Source organism: Psychroserpens sp. (assembly GCF_036960315.1).
In the GTDB taxonomy this organism is placed as follows: Bacteria; Bacteroidota; Bacteroidia; order Flavobacteriales; family Flavobacteriaceae; genus Psychroserpens.
Window position 1 is genome coordinate 73,511 of sequence record NZ_JBALVR010000013.1, and the last position, 16,647, is coordinate 90,157.

At 33.6% G+C, this 16,647-nt stretch carries 11 protein-coding genes; 6 read left to right on the plus strand and 5 right to left on the minus strand.

From position 1 onward, the window contains the following. Nucleotides 1–7 precede the first annotated feature (7 nt). Together V7719_RS17250 and V7719_RS17255 are read left to right on the plus strand one after the other, a co-directional pair. Nucleotides 8–1,246, plus strand: a complete 1,239-nt coding sequence (locus V7719_RS17250) for an ABC transporter permease (protein ID WP_335731196.1) — start codon at nt 8–10, stop codon at nt 1,244–1,246. 120 nt (nt 1,247–1,366) lie between these two features. After that, nucleotides 1,367–2,347 carry a PLP-dependent cysteine synthase family protein gene (locus tag V7719_RS17255; RefSeq protein ID WP_335731197.1) on the plus strand — a complete coding sequence of 327 codons (981 nt, stop codon included), beginning with the start codon at nt 1,367–1,369 and terminating at the stop codon, nt 2,345–2,347. On the opposite strand, the gene V7719_RS17260 is transcribed toward V7719_RS17255, so the two are convergent. The 5 genes from V7719_RS17260 to V7719_RS17280 form a co-directional block, all read right to left on the minus strand. Continuing rightward, entirely contained in the window at nt 2,348–2,839 is a 492-nt protein-coding gene (locus V7719_RS17260; protein WP_335731198.1) for a CIA30 family protein, read from the minus strand. Nucleotides 2,840–3,004: 165 nt separating this feature from the next. Further along, the gene (locus tag V7719_RS17265; protein ID WP_335731199.1) at nt 3,005–4,054 is read right to left on the minus strand and encodes a nucleoid-associated protein; all 1,050 of its coding nucleotides are present in this window, start codon (nt 4,052–4,054) and stop codon (nt 3,005–3,007) included. Between the two features lie 118 nt (nt 4,055–4,172). Further along, on the minus strand, nt 4,173–5,726 hold the full coding sequence (locus V7719_RS17270; RefSeq protein WP_335731200.1) for an OmpA family protein: 1,554 nt from the start codon (nt 5,724–5,726) through the stop codon (nt 4,173–4,175). Nucleotides 5,727–5,844: 118 nt separating this feature from the next. Continuing rightward, nucleotides 5,845–8,277 (minus strand): ribonuclease HII, encoded by a 2,433-nt coding sequence (locus V7719_RS17275; RefSeq protein ID WP_335731201.1) that lies wholly within the window; start codon nt 8,275–8,277, stop codon nt 5,845–5,847. A gap of 27 nt (nt 8,278–8,304) precedes the next feature. Further along, complete coding sequence (locus V7719_RS17280) at nt 8,305–8,907, minus strand: ribonuclease HII (RefSeq protein WP_335731202.1); 603 nt, start codon at nt 8,905–8,907, stop codon at nt 8,305–8,307. A gap of 203 nt (nt 8,908–9,110) precedes the next feature. Here V7719_RS17280 and V7719_RS17285 point away from each other — a divergent pair, with 203 nt between their 5' ends. The 4 genes from V7719_RS17285 (at nt 9,111) to V7719_RS17300 (ending at nt 16,554) form a co-directional block, all read left to right on the plus strand. After that, a complete protein-coding gene (locus tag V7719_RS17285; RefSeq protein ID WP_335731203.1) occupies nt 9,111–12,152 on the plus strand; it encodes a SusC/RagA family TonB-linked outer membrane protein in 3,042 nt (1,013 codons plus the stop codon). Nucleotides 12,153–12,166: 14 nt separating this feature from the next. Further along, entirely contained in the window at nt 12,167–13,663 is a 1,497-nt protein-coding gene (locus V7719_RS17290; RefSeq protein ID WP_335731204.1) for a RagB/SusD family nutrient uptake outer membrane protein, read from the plus strand. Between the two features lie 18 nt (nt 13,664–13,681). Then, complete coding sequence (locus V7719_RS17295; protein ID WP_335731205.1) at nt 13,682–14,467, plus strand: hypothetical protein; 786 nt, start codon at nt 13,682–13,684, stop codon at nt 14,465–14,467. Nucleotides 14,468–14,619: 152 nt separating this feature from the next. Continuing rightward, nucleotides 14,620–16,554, plus strand: coding sequence for a putative porin (locus V7719_RS17300; RefSeq protein WP_335731206.1), 1,935 nt, complete (start codon nt 14,620–14,622; stop codon nt 16,552–16,554). Nucleotides 16,555–16,647: the final 93 nt, after the last annotated feature.

The window sequence follows — 16,647 nt, forward strand, 5'->3', positions numbered from 1 at the left end:
TTATATTTTGAATTACGAGTTTTTTATAGCTAAACGCATTATTGGTAGTAAAGCGTATAAAAGTAGTGTTTCGGCACCAATAATAAAAATTGGTATTGCTGCAATCGCTATTGGTATTATCGTGATGCTTGTCGCGATTGCTACTGGTCTCGGACTCCAGAAAAAAGTGCGTGAGAAAGTCGTTGCGTTCAATGGTCATATCAGCATTAATAGTTTCGATACCAACCAGTCTAACGAGTCTATTGTGCCAATTTCTACCAAACAGGATTTTTATCCGAAATTTAATTCCGTAGATGGCATCAAGCACATTCAAGGTGTTGCTACCAAATTTGGAGTGATTCGAACTGAAACCGATTTTGAAGGTATTGTTCTTAAAGGTGTCGGGTCTGATTATGATTGGTCTTATATTGAAGATTTCCTCATTGAAGGTAGCTTGCCAAGCTACGAAGGGAAATTGAGTAATGAGGTTGTAATATCTAGCTATCTCGCTAACCGACTCGCGTTTCAACTTGGTGATACATTCCAAACTGTTTTTAAAAAGAGAAGTATTGAAGAGATTCCATTTCAGCGCACCTTTAAAATTGTTGGGATTTTTAATTCAGGTTTTCAAGAGATTGATAAAACCTTTATGATTGGTGACTTGAGCCATATCCAACGCATGAATAAATGGAATAAAACTCAGGTTGGAAATTTTGAAGTCTACCTTGATGATTTTACACAACTCGCGGAAAAAGAGAATCAAATTAGAGGAAAAACGCCTTCTTTTTTAGATACACAAAACATAGAAGAAAAATTTTCAACCACTTTTGAATGGATTAAGATTTTTGATAATAATACCTACGGAATTATCACGATTATGATTATTGTTGCAGGTATAAATATGATTACAGCACTCCTGGTTCTTATCCTTGAGCGTACACAAATGATTGGCATTTTAAAAGCTCTGGGAAGTAGTAATTGGAGCATACGGAAGGTCTTTCTCTACAATGCGACATACCTTATCGGTTTGGGACTGTTTTGGGGAAATCTTATCGGACTTGCACTCTTATTTTTTCAGAAATATTCTGGTGTTTTAGAATTTCCGAATGCTAAGGATTATTATATGTCTGTTATTCCGGTTTACATTGGTTTAGATTATATTTTACTGCTCAACATTGGAACCTTTGTGGCTTGTTTCCTTATGCTATTGATTCCGTCAATCATTATTACTAAAATTTCTCCTGTTAAGGCGATTCGCTTCGAGTAGTCTTCCGAAGAAATCTTAACATAAAAATATGACCAATATAGTCTGAACTCTTGACTTTTGTCTATTTTTGCATCCAAATTCATCGCATCTTTAGACTAGATGAGTCGCAAAATATATACAATGGACTACGCAGAAAATATCTTAGAAACGATTGGTAATACGCCATTAGTTAAACTCAATAAACTTACAAAAGACTTGCCGTGTTTGGTGTTGTCTAAATACGAAACCTTTAATCCTGGGAACTCTACTAAAGATCGCATGGCGCTTAAAATGATTGAAGATGCCGAAGCAGACGGACGCTTAAAACCAGGCGGAACTATTATTGAAGGAACTTCTGGAAATACAGGAATGGGGTTAGCTTTAGCTGCCATTGTAAAAGGGTATAAGTGTATTTTTGTGATTAGTGATAAACAGTCTAATGAGAAGATGGATATTCTTCGTGCTGTAGGTGCTGAGGTAATCGTTTGTCCTACAGATGTTGACCCAACCGATCCTCGCAGTTATTATTCAGTATCGAAACGTCTTGGAGCGGAAACGCCAAATTCATGGTATGTGAACCAATATGATAATCCGAGTAATGCTAAAGCGCATTACGAAAGTACTGGTCCAGAAATCTGGAAACAAACCGATGGAAAAGTAACGCATTTTGTTGTTGGTGTGGGAACTGGAGGAACCATTTCTGGTGTTGGAAAATATTTAAAAGAACAAAATCCAAATGTCAAAATTTGGGGAATTGATACCTACGGAAGTGTTTTTAAAAAATACCACGAAACTGGAATTTTCGATGAAAAAGAAATCTACCCTTATGTAACTGAAGGTATTGGTGAAGATATTCTGCCAGAAAATGTGGATTTTTCTATCATTGACGGCTTCACAAAAGTAACCGATAAAGATGCTGCAGTTTACACGCAATTATTGGCTAAAGAAGAAGGTATGTTTTTAGGTAATAGCGCTGGAGCAGCCATTAAAGGCTTACTGCAATTAAAAGAGCATTTCACAAAAGATGACGTTGTCGTGGTCTTATTTCATGACCATGGAAGTCGCTATGTTGGGAAAATGTTTAATAATGATTGGATGCGTAAAATGGGATATATTGACTAGTTATTCCAATTCAATGGTATCAATGAGCAATTCAAAAGATTGCTCTTTTTTATTGCCAATTAAGAAAGCGATTTGTTCAATTTGATCGCCTTTAAAGTTTACTCGTCGTAAACGCTGTCCTCTATATGCTGGATACATGGCTTCGAAAGGCACTTCAATAGTTGTCCAATTATTGGTGGTTTCAAATTCATAGATGTAGGATGCAAAGTCTTGATTTGAGCTCTTTATACGAAATTGATAGTTGTTTCCGTCACCTTTAACGCGTAGCTTGACTTTAGAATACTCAGACACATTTTTGGTATCAAAACTATAACGTAAAGAGGAAAAACCACCATTGTTTTCTAAAGAGATTTCACCACTAAATTTTCCGTGACCGTCTTTGTTGATTTCAAAATTTCCGTTAGACCGTCCTCCCATAACACCATCATCCACAATGCGCCAATTGTCTATATTACTTGTTTTAGTGAAATCGAAAAGGATCGTGTTACTCATCAGTAAAATAATTGAAATTAATACAAGCACTCTCATATCATAGCTTTTTGTAAAGATACGAAGGGATTGATTTAGGAAGAATGATGTTAACTTAAGTTTTAGAGTTTAAAAAGCTATTGATTAGACTTTACTTTTTAAGTAAAGTTACTTTAGTGCATGTTGTCATTAAGATTCCTCATTGAAAAACACTTTATAATAGTGCATTTTTTTCTCTTCGTCATAACCACGTTCTAAGTATTCGGCAGAGGCATCAGGAGCATCAATATCCAATTTAATTTGAATATTGGTGTCTAGCTTGATTTCTGTTTTAATTTTCTGTTTTTGCTTTTTTAATACAACTTCAGAAACATCAAACTGGTTTCTTATTAAAACGTTATGATCGCTTTCATAGACTTTCTTGTAATCTTCAAACAACTGAATTGTGTCTTCCTTTTCAAAAACATCCTCTTTAAAGGATTCAATGTTTACAATTTCATTTTCTTTGAAGAAATCGACAGTTTTCGCTAAGAAGTTACTTTGTTCTTGTCCGCCAAATTGCGGTTGCATGACTTCTTTTGAGAATTCTCGGCACATTTCGATGTAATTCTTAGTATGTTGATTAGAATCGTCAGGATATTTAATGTTTAAAAAACTTTTAATCCAATATTGAGAATCATAATTGTTGTTGTCAACACTCAGTACGATTTTGCCTTCAGTATCAGCAGCATTCAAAATAAGGACACCTTTATCTACTTTTTTGGTAGCGATTCCTTTTTGGGTAATAATATCATAGCTACCATTTTCTAAATAGGTTTGAAAAAAATGTGATTTATTTTCAATTTTAAAGATGCCAATAGCATCGGTCTGATAATCCTCATATTGAATATCATGAAACATACAAACAATCACATCTCCTGTTTTTATTTGAGCCGAATTGGATTGCTCAAACAAATGCATCACAATATGCTTCGAGATGTCTACAAAGTCTGTATCGTCTTGTAATAATTGAGAAGCGTAACTGTTAATCTCATTGAGCTCAACATTAGAATGGTGATTAAATCTGTACGACTCAGCAAGACTCGTAAATGGTCTCAGTAAATAGGGAAGCATCAAGTCGTAGCTTATCTCCTCAAAGTCAATAGCTTGCTCAGAAAACGCATTTTTAGTACTGTTGAATTTATTACCAACTTTATGGAGAATACATTTAGAAAGGGATGCCTTATTACGTTTAATCATGATAAAATTTTAGAGACACAATACTACTAAAATTTAGGTTAAAAAAGGAAAAACGCCAAAGAAAACTCTTTGGCGCCTTCATAAAGACTGAGGCATCGATTTGGTTGCGTTAAATGGGTTATTGTTTTATGAATTCTACACGTCTATTTTGAGCTTTTCCTTCTGTTGTAGCGTTGTCTCCAAGTGGTTCTGTTTCGCCTTTTCCTTCTGAAGTAAGTCTGCCTGCGTCAATTTTATAAACAGTAATTAGTGCTTGTTTAACAGCTTCAGCACGTGACTTTGAGAGCCTCATATTAGTGTCATCATCACCATCGGCATCTGTATGTCCAATAATATTTAGGCTAATGTTTTCATCTTGGAGGAGCACTTGAGAAATCTGACGTATAATGCCATAAGACTGTGGTTTTATGTTTTTTGATCCTGAATCAAACAGAATACCATTGGTTGATATTTTTCCTTCACTTAACAATTTACGTCTTAGATCAACGCCGCCTTCAGCTACTTTTATATTGCTTATGAAGATGAATTCTTTACCATCTATAAAGCTACTAATGTGGAATTTCATATAGTTAAGTACATTTAATTCTTCAATAAGTCTGGGGATGTCAACATGTTTCACCTGATTAACCCAAAGCCTTAAGCGCTTTTTTGTTACAGAAATAGAAATGTGAGGTTGGTTTAATACTTCTTTTCGAATATCGCCTTTTACACCTGAATTAATGGCACCTCCATCACCGTTGAAATAGTTTACAACTCTGAATTCAAATGCAGCATATTGACCAAATGGAATGCCTACATCAGCATAATGATTTGTGCCTCTATTGAATTTATCGTTATCACTAAGTATGATGCTTAATCGTGCATTAGATGAGGTTTGTTTATTGATACCTTCGGCTACCACATCAAATTCAATGGTGTAGTCTTCTGGTAGGTTTTTGATATCTGGAATAATGTAAATATTATAACCCAATTTAAGCTGTAGCCAGTTGCCTTTGACTTTATTAATTCTAACGATTTCGCCAGAACCATTGGTATTCCATCTTGCAGGAAAATCACCAACAAAACCTTGGGAGAAATCTTCAAAGAATATGAGTTTATCTCCAGGAACATAGTCAAACTTGCTATAAATTTCTAAATTATCAGAGATATTTTCTTCTTTCTCTTCTTCATTTTGATTACTATCATCATCTTCTGAGGTTTCTGAATCAGTGTTTTTATCCGATTTTGTGTTGTTGCCATTGTCACTTTTTTCTTCTTTACCTTTCCGTTCTCCCAATAGCAATTCTTTAGCAGTTTTTATACTATACTTTAATGCCTTTTTTGATTTGTTGATTTGCAATGTAGCTTTTCCTTGTTTTAATACGTTTTGTCCATCTAGATCTGATAAAATATCTGGAGCACTTTCGCTTAAGCCAGTTATATCATCAAGCGCTTCTTCTAAGGTGTCAATGTCTTCGTCTTCAAGAGACGTACCAGCTTCAGCATAACCATCGTATTTATAAACTTTGTCATAAAGGTCGAAAGATTCTCTTACAAAATTGTCTACACTAGAAATCCCAACGTTACTTTTTGGACGTTTTATTTTTTTGGTTTGTGAATAGGATAGAGGAATAAAAAATAGAACAACCAGAATCGTTAGGGTAAACTTAGAATGCGAAAGTTTATATACCATGAGGATTAATGTGTTGATTAATAGCTCTTTTAAAGGTAAATAATCATATCCACTTGGCAAATAACGATGTATAGATAGTTACGTTTTATGTGTAGTTGGTAAAATAAATTTTTATTTTCTATTGAATTTCGTAAACTATTATAGCATTATTATCACCTTTTGTAATGACTTCCAATGCCTTGTCTTTATCGATATTGTTTAATTCTAATTGAGAATTGGCATATACAGGAAAGTTAGCAATAGGTTTTGCTTGGCTGTCAAAAAGATAACCTCTTTTTGATTGTAAATCCGTAACCGTAACGTAAATTTTATCATTAATATAAAAAATCTTTGGAGCTGTATATTCTCCAAAATCTAATTCTAAAGTATGAGATTTAATCGTCAGCTTATTGTCGGTCATTACGACCAGTGTTTTGCTTGTTGTAGCAATTTTATGTTCACTGTTAGCGTTGAGGTTTGTATGATTTACATTGCCTCTTTGATTAATTTCTAAAAGTTCGCCATTGGTGTTTGAGGTCGTAAATTTGTTCTTATAGATATAGATTTCGTTTTCAGAAAAACTAATATTTTCTTTAACATTAATTCTTCGGTTGCCGACGCGATCTAAAATTTCAAGCTTGTTTCCGTGGGAAAAAATGATATAATCTTTTCTGTTAATTCTAAAATGTTTTGGTTGAGATGAAATCGTGTTTTCAGCCGATTTGTATGTAAATCCAGTAACGGTTTTACCTTTCTTATCATACATTAAAACCGATTTCCCTTGGGTAATCATCAATCGGTAGTTTTTCTTTTTATCATAATCAAATATAGCTACTGGTTGAGTGATGTTGTCATTGAATTTGAGTGGGAATGGTTTTACGTCCTTTCCATTTCTATCTAAGACATATAGTTGTTTAGTTGTATTAAACACTAATTGTAAACGACCGTTTTTGTACATATCCATTTGTTGGATGTCGCCTATTATTTTCCCGTCGAGTTGTCTTTTCCAATACACTTTTCCCTTGTTGGATATCAAGTACAAATTATTTTTGGTGTCTTGAGCCACAATATCCATTTGGCTGTTGGTGTGATTTTTTACAAGTTGAGGGGGTGACAATAAATCTGCGTCTAAAGTAATATTAAGTTCTTCACTTACAGCGTTACTTGAGCCTCTGCTTTTATGTGTTTTTAAAGTCGCATTTACATGAGCAAAATCTGTATCGTAAATAAATTGAATTGCTGAAGCTTTATAATCAGAAATGTTTAATTTTTTAGCGTTAGTAAAATTTAAGTTTAAAATCGCGTTTAATTCTGATGAATTGCCGTAAATAAGCAATGAAGACTCGTCGCTTAAGTTTTTCTGTAGTTCTATGTAAGCATTAGTTTTTGATAATACAGTATTATTTTGATGATTGGAAATGATCGATTTCAAAAAAGTAAGGTCATCAGAAAAAATGATAAAATCGTCTAATGCAATACAGTGATTTGCTGTTTTAGAAGAAATGATAGGATTAAATTCGTTTAAAAAAGTTGTGGTATCTTCTAGAGTATATATATCGATACCTCTATACTGTTCGCTAATAGCTTGAGCGTTTGTTAGGTCGAATGTAGCTGAAGGATCTAAAGAACGAAGTGCTATTGCTTTTTCATTTTTTGACTTGACTTCGCCAATTTCGATGACATTTTGAAAAACATCGTATGTAGTTGCCGTAGAATCCTGAAAACGATGTTTGATTAGATTTTGTTTAAACTGTTCATAATCGTTAAAAGTTACACTTTTAAAACTTGTAATATCCGATGGAGAAATAGTCGCTATTTTATTTTCTTGCGGAAAAGTTTTGCTAAAAACGTTAATCAAGCTTTTTGTTGAATCACTGGCTTTTGTAATTCCGTTTAACACTATTGTGTTTTGAGAAACGTCACTATCAATCATCGTATAGTTTGAAAATTGTAGTGCGTTAAGTGTAGAATCTCTAAAAATTAACGGATTTGAATTTGAGTTTTTATGATTTATTAGGATCGACACCATTTTTTCATTGTTGGATGTATTATAAATGGTCTCTAATTCCGTGTTTACTAATTTTTTTGACAACGAACTTTCAGCTAGCTCAAATTTATTTGAGACAAAAAGTGTGTTGTCGATATTAGCAGCGTAAAAGGGTATGTCCTTGAATACAATTTTAGATATGCCTTTTTTGTTACTGAAGGTTGAGTCTATCTTTAAATTAGATATAGAATCAAATGCTATGTTTTGCTTTGCATAAGGGAGTATGAAACTAATTTCAAGACTGTCATTAGAATCTTTTGAAAGTGCAATAATACTATTGGATGTATTAATATGGTGTAAAGGAATTAAATAGGTATTGAAATCTTCAACTTGCACATAGTTTTCAAGCTCTTTTATTAACGTATTGTTCTTTAAACCATTCTCTAAACCTTCCGTAGAATTAATTTTAATAAGAATATCAGTATGGTCTGGAACAAGCGATAGTGGATTTATTGTTTCTTGGCTTGAATTAGCACAACCAGCAAGGATTGAAAAACATAAAAAGATAAACCAGAGTTTTTTCATGTATTGGGTTTTTGCAAATATAAAAAGTTAGAGTTCTAATTTGAGTTGTTCAGGTAATAATCTAAAAGATTTTCTATGATACTTAGTAGCGCCGTATTTTTTTATCGCAGCTCTATGCTCCTTAGTTGGGTAACCTTTATTTTGTTTCCAGTTGTACATTGGAAATTCTTCATGAATCTTCTCCATATAATCGTCTCTATAAGTTTTAGCCAAAACTGAGGCTGCAGCGATAGACAAATATTTACCATCACCTTTAATTATGGTTTCATGTGGAATATCATGATAGGGTTTAAATTTATTACCATCAACAATAATAAATTCTGGAGATGTTGAAAGAAGTGCAATAGATTTATGCATAGCGAGAATAGAAGCGTTTAAAATATTGATTTTATCAATTTCATCTGGATAAATATGAAAATAAGCATAGGCTATAGCTTTACTTTCAATTATTGGTTTAAGTTGGTTTCTTTTCTTTTCCGAAAGTTGTTTAGAATCGTTTAGAACACTGTTGTTATAATTATAGGGTAATATAACCGCAGCAGCAGTTACTGGACCAGCAAGACAGCCTCTTCCGGCTTCGTCTGTGCCGCATTCCAGTTTTAGATAAGAAAAAGATGATTTTAGCCTCAAAATGTTAAAGTTTGGACAAAGTTAAAATTTTAACGCAACCTTTTAATGGTTTATGTATCTAATTACTAGTAATTATAGGGCTTTGCATGCTAAAAACTGATACCTGTCATTTAATTACTTGTTAACATTTTTTTAGCATAAATACTTGTTTATTTAATATATTATTAAGATGTTTGCGCTAGACTAACTCAAATAATTGTTTTATGAAATTAAAGTTAACATGGTTAATGACGCTTTTTATGGCGTTTGTGATGCACCTCTCTTTCGCGCAAGAGAAAACGGTCACAGGAACAATTACATCTAAAGGAGATGGCTTGCCACTTCCTGGTGTCAATGTAATTGTAAAAGGAACTGCTCGTGGAGTTCAAACAGATTTTGATGGGAATTACTCAATCAAGGCAAGTGCAAATGAAACATTGGTTTACTCTTTCGTGAGTATGAAAACTGTTGAAAGATTAGTAGGAGGAAATTCTACGCTCAACGTTATAATGGAAGAAGATGCCGCTGTTTTAGATGAAGTTGTAGTGGTTGGTTATAGAAATCAAAGTAAAGCGACTTCAAGTGCCTCTACCGTAAGGGTATCGGCAGAAACTATTGAAAACAGACCTAACGCAAGTTTTGTTCAAACATTAACTGGTCAAGCACCAGGTTTGAATATTACAACAAGTTCAGGTCAGCCAGGTGGTAACTCACTAGTACAACTTCGTGGTGTTTCATCTATTAATGGTAATACTGAACCATTGTTTATTATTGACGGTGCTCCAGTAGACGAAGACAACTTTAGATCTCTTAACCCACAAGATATTGCGTCTATCGATGTATTGAAAGATGCAGGTGCGACAGCAATTTATGGTAATAGAGGTGCTAATGGTGTAATCGTTATCAAAACTCGCCAAGGTAATTTTGGTGAAGGACTTAAGGTCAACTATAATGGTTATGTAGCCTATAGTTCGCTTCAAGATAATGACTATAACATGATGAACTCTCAACAGTTACTAACTTACGAGAGAGAAAGAGGAAATGGTGCTGGTGCTGGTAGTAGTCAGAGTACATTTAATCCAGGCAACGGGACACCTTTAACAGATGCACAAATTGCAGCTGCTCCAAATTTTGATTGGAGAGATTTCTTTTTCCGTACAGGTGTTACAAAAAGTCATACATTGTCTTTATCTAGTGGTAGTGAGAATACATCTCAATTTACTTCTTTAGGTTTTCAAGACACAGAAGGTGTTTTGCAAGATTCAGATTTACAACGTTTCAACTTAAGAACAAACGTTTCTGGAAAATCATCTAACGATAAATTTAGATATGGTATTAACTTAAGTATCAACTACTCTAAATCAAATGAGCCAAATAGTATTGGTTCTGGTGCAATTAACAGAAACTATGTTTTAGGGGCTTATCAATCTGTACCTTATGTTACTGCTGATGATTATACAAACGGAGCTGATTTATTATCACCTTTAACGTTTACAAATACGCCTTTATTCTTACTAGATAGATTATTAACATATACACGTTTTGAAGAAGAGGTTAAATCTATTGCTAGTGCAAACTTTAACTACGATATTACAGACTGGTTAACAGCTGGAGTTGTATTATCTGGAGATTACCAAAGTGAGTTTTTAACTCGTGCTGAAGATCCTAGATCTTTTAACGCATTGTTATTTGGTGGAGCTGAGAATCCAACTTCTGGTTTCCAAGATCAACAATCAACTAGACAATTTTCTTATAACCAAGTAACATCTTTAGCTTTCAATAAAACGTTTGCTGATAAGCATACATTAGATGTAGGTTTATATACGGAGTACTTTAAAGCTCACTTTAGAGGTTTTGGTTATAGACAAGAAGGATTAGATCCTAAGACATTCTCTCCTGGAGATGGTAGTGGATTTATTTCTCCTGCTGGTGGTTTATTTGCTGATACAGCAAATGCTAATATTTTAAATGCAGGTTTATTCTCTTACTTCGGTTCTTTAGATTACGATTACGATACAAAGTATGGTTTTTCTGCTACTGTACGTAGAGATGCTTCTTATCGTTTTGCTGGATCTAACAGATGGGGAACTTTCTGGTCTGTATCTGGACGTTGGAATATTTCTAACGAAGCATTTATGGATGGATCAGCAATTGATAACTTGAAAATAAGAGCGTCTTACGGTACTGCTGGTAACCAAAACATCGCAGGTGGTGGATACTTTACTGGTCCAGATTTAACTGAAGATTTCTTTGCAACAGGTGCTGGTTATGGTAACGCAAACTCAATTGGTTTAGCTCAATTAGGTAATCGTTCTCTTGAATGGGAAACAATTACGTCATCTAACATAGGTATAGATTTTGGAGTTTGGAATAGTAGATTACGTGGTTCAATTGATGTGTACGAAAGAGAAACTACTGAACTTTTCCAAAGTACGCCTTTATCTGCTACAACTGGTGTAACTCAACAGAATGCAAATACAGGTGAATTATTTAATAGAGGTGTAGATTTTATCGTTGATTATGATGTTTTCAGACCATCAACTGATGGCGGTTTCAAATTGAACGTAGGTATTGTAGGTAACTACAACGAAACAGAATTGAGAGACATCCCAAGTGAAAGTGGTGAAATCATCGGTCTAGGACGTAATGGTGGAATGTTAAACGAAATCTTTACACTTAGATATGTTGGTATTAATCCAGCGAATGGTAACTTATTATATTTAACTGCTAATGGTGACGTAACTGAAAGTCCCGATGCTGATACTGATCGTGTTTGGTTAGGAAAAAGTGCTATTCCTGAATGGAATGGTAGTTTTAAATTTAATATAGACTACAAGAACTTCTTCTTACAAACCCAGTTTAACTATATCGTTGGTGTAGATGCTAATGATTTTGATTATTCTGATGCTATTGATGGTGATTCTGTTAGCCAATTTAACTTATCTACTGATATTTTAAGAGCTTGGAGTCAACCTGGTGATATTACTGATATTCCTTCACCTTCTGCAAGTAACAGAAACTCATTTGCAGATGATCGTTTCTTAAAAAGCGGAGATTTCTTAAGATTACGTTTCGCAAGTTTCGGTTACAATGTGCCAGCTAAGTTCCTTGAAAATACAGGTCTTTCTAATGCACGAGTATACGTGAATGGTGAAAACTTATTTACTTGGACAGAATGGAGAGGATTTGATCCATCATCAAGAGGTGGTCAAAGATCTTACCCAACTCCAAGAACAATCTCTGTAGGATTCGAATTAGGATTTTAAAAAAAAAAAAACACATGAAAAAATTTAGTAAAATATTATTTGTCGGACTCCTAACGATAGTTATGGGTTGTAACGACGCAATAGACATCAGACAGCCAGGTAGATTGGATGCATTAAATGCTTTTCAGTCGGTTGGAGATATACAACAAGGTTTGCTTTCTGTATATGACGATTGGGATATAACTCCCGAGATTGCTTTATCTGCTAACTTTACAGATGAAGTGTCAATAAGTTTTGACAGTGGTGGACAGGGTTTCGCATTGTATGATTTTGTATTGAATGCAGGTAGTACTGCAGCAAGCGATTTCTGGGTAAGAAACTATAGACTTAACAATAGAGCAACAATTCTAATTTCAGCTGCAGCAAACATTACACCAGCAGATGCAACAGAGCAAGCTCTTTACGATGATACCTTAGCGCAAGCTCATGCAATTAGAGCTTATGCTAACTTAGAATTGTTAACTTACTTTAGTCCAGATCCAACTGATGATGCTACTTTAGCTGCGCCAGTTGTTGATTTTATAGCACCTTTAGATTATCAGCCTTTAAGGAATACTACTGGAGAGTTATGGGATTATATCAATTCTGATTTAACTATGGCTTCAAGTTTAAGTCAAGTTCAATCTGATGCAACATTTCTTTCAAAAGATGGGATTAACGCGATTAAAGCTAGAGCTGCCTTAACAAGAAAGGATTACGGTACTGCTGCGTCATTATCTAGTCAGTTGTTATCTGCTTATCCATTAGCGAATCAAGCGCAATATCAATTGATGTTCTTAGATGCAGATAATACGGAAGTTATTTTTAAATTGGAAAGAACTATTACCGATAATTATGATGGTCAAGGAGCTACAGGTTCTGTAGCTGCAGGTGGCTGGGCTGGTGCTAATTTTGCATTCGTTAATGCTACATTAACAGGTGGTTCTTATTTTGAAATGGATAGAGGTTTATTTAACTTAATGAGTCCTTCAGATATAAGATATACAGTTAGTGTTGCTCCTACATCAGTTATCAATCCTAATTATGCGACTGATCCAGACCCAGTAAACTCTGATATCTTGATTATACAAAAGTATCCAGGTTCAGAAGGTAAGCCATTAATGAATGATTTAAAAGTATTTAGATCTTCTGAAATGTTACTAATATTGGCAGAATCTAGAGTGGCTACTAATAATGACTTAGCTGGTGCTGCAACTTTAATTAAGCAAATAAGAGATGCGCGTTTAGGTACGGCACAAGGTTTACCTTCATATAGTTCAGCTCAAGAAGCTTATGCAGCGATCTTGGATGAAAGAAGAATAGAGTTATGTTATGAAGGTCACCGTTACAAAGATTTGAAACGTTTAGGAGCTGCTGCTAACAGAGGTGTTAATAGAGATGTTACAGACTGTACAACACAAAGTGGAGCTTGTACTTTAGCTGCTACTGATTTCAGATTTACATTAGCTATTCCAATTATAGAGATTAATGCAAATAATGGTATTGGTGGACAACAAAATCCTGGTTATTAATAAACAAAAAATTTAATTATGAAAAATATATTTAAAATTTTTACAATGGCTCTGTTTTTGGGAGTCTTTGTAAGCTGTGATGAGGATGTTGTGACATTTGATGCAGATAATGGTCAAACGACATTGTCCTTTGATAGATCATCTGGAACTGTTGGAGCTTGTGTACCTATGACCGACATCGTTATAGAATCTACAACTAGATCAAGTTCAGATAGAACTTATAATATGGTATTAGATCAAGATGCTACGACGGCAGATCCAAGTGAGTATAATGTTAGCACATCGATTGTAATACCTGCTGGAGAATTTTTAGGATCAGCTACTCTTACTGTCGACTTTTCACAAATACCTGAAGGGGCGTCGCGAAATTTAGTTTATACGCTAGACCCAGGTGCCGATATTATAAATACTCGTCCTACAATTAATATTAGCTACGCATCTGTATGTTTACTTAACGATGTGAGTTTGAACTTTATTTTCGATTCTTGGCCAGGAGAAGCTGCTTATATTTTGCGTGATGGTAACGGCGATATCATTGATGCTAGTAGAGATGCTACTGGAGCAATTGCTTTTGGAACATTTACTGGTTTAGAAACTTTTCAAAAGTCACTATGTTTAGATGATGGTGATTATACCATTACTTATTTTGATGCATATGGAGACGGTAATACTACAGGAACAGGTTCTTACGGAGTTTCTTTAGAAACTTGTGCAGGATCTTCTGACCTTATTGTACCGCTATCATCAAATGCTTTTGATGGAAATGGTATTACTTTTGGATTTACACTAGATAGTTTAGACTAGTGTATTTGATTGATTAAAAAAAAAGCGACCTAATGGTCGCTTTTTTTTATTTTATTTTATGATTTCCTTATCATAGAATTATTAATTTGCACACCAATTGAATGTTTAAATCTATGTTTAGATCATCTTGTGCTTTTTGTATCATCTTTCTCTTGTCAAATTTATTAACTGCTCAGACGCTTGAGCCTATTAAAAGATTTGATAAAAATCCTAAAAATTCTAAACTCCAAAATCGTAACGATAGTACATTTGTTGGTAAAAGAAGTGGAAAAAATAATGAAGTTGCCAAAATAGAACAATATAAAATTATTGATGTAAATAATAATATTACTCTAGTAGATACGTCTTTAACCATTGCTAAAGAATATAAATTTAATTATCTAAGAAAAGATAATTTTGGTCTAATGCAGTTTGCTAATTTGGGACAAACATACAACAGATTGACTAGAGATTTTAGTACGTCTAATCTATTGCCTTTGTTTGGAGCACGTGCAAGACATTTTAACTATTTTGAAGTTGAAGATGTTAACTATTATGAAGTTCCAACACCTTTTACCGAGTTGTTTTATAAAACGGCCTTTCAGCAAGGTCAATTGCTTGATGCCTTCTTTACAGTAAATACTTCAAAACAATTTAATTTCTCAATTGCTTATAAGGGATTACGATCCCTAGGGAACTATCAACATACACTAACTAGTACTGGGAATTTACGATTTACGACTAATTTTAAGACAAAGAATGAACGTTATATAGCAAAAGCCCATATGGCAACTCAAGATTTGTTAAATCAGGAAAATGGTGGACTCAAAACAGAAGACTTGCAAAGTTTTACCTCTGGTGATGAGGATTTTATTGATAGATCTGTTTTTGATCCAAATTTTGATAATGCTGAGAATACTTTAGTTGGTAAAAGATTCTATTTAAACCATGAATATCAATTAATCCCTCAAACAGATTCTCTCAATAAATCATTGTCGATTAAAAACATTATTAATTTTGAGGATAAGTATTTTCAATTTGACCAAACGAGTAACGATGATTTTTTAGGTGACTCATTCAATCAAAGTAATATTAGAGATAGAGTTACTCTGGAAAATTTTGAAACGAAGTTATTGTTAGATTTTAAAGCACCAATAATAGGAAATATTGGTTTTGGTGTCGGTTACAACGATATTAACTATGGATATGATAAAGTTACCATATTAAGTGGTCAACAAATTCCTAATAGAATAAAGGACAGGATTGTCAGTCTAGGAGGTCATTACCATAATCAATTTGGAGGCTTCAGCTTAAGTTCTCAGATGGGTCTAAATGTTTCCGGTGACTTTGAGAGTAATTTTTTTTTAGCTGAAGTTAATTACGATATTAAAGATGATATCAATATTAATGCTAGTATTGGTTTTAATTCTAATTCACCAAATTATAACTTGCTACTTTATCAAAGTGACTATATCAATTATAATTGGAATAATATCCAAAGCTTTAAAAACCAAAAGAATTACGATATTAAATTTGAGTTAAACTCAAAAAAATTATTGGACTTATCATTCCAATATGTCTCTATCGACAATTATTCATTTTTTTCTTCGGAACAGGACTCAAATCCCATTAAACCAAAACAGTTACAGCAATCTATTAATCTCTTTAAAATAAAACTTGACAAAGAGATTAGGTTTGGTAAGTTTGCTTTAGATAATTCAATCCTATATCAAAAGGTTACTGATGAAAGCATGTCACTTAATTTACCAGAAGTGATTGTTCGAAATACTATTTATTATTCAAACTATTTTTTCAAAAAGAATGCCTTGTTTCTTCAAACAGGAATTACATTTAATTACTTCACTGATTATTATATGGATGGTTATGATCCATTGCTGGCAGAATTCTATTCGCAGAATCAAACTAAGTTAGGAGGCTTTCCTAGATTAGACTTCTTTATTAATGCCAAGATTAGACAAACAAGGATATTCTTAAAGGCAGAGCACCTTAATTCTTCATTCACCGGATATGAATACTTCTCTGCGCCTAACCATCCTTATAGAGACTTTACTATACGTTTTGGTTTAGTTTGGAATTTCTTTCTTTAAGTTTCTGTCTAAACAGTTCATTTATAGTAGAGTTATAACATGGTAAAAAAATAAAATAAAAAAAGGTTAAAAAAGGTTTGGTTAGAATAGAAT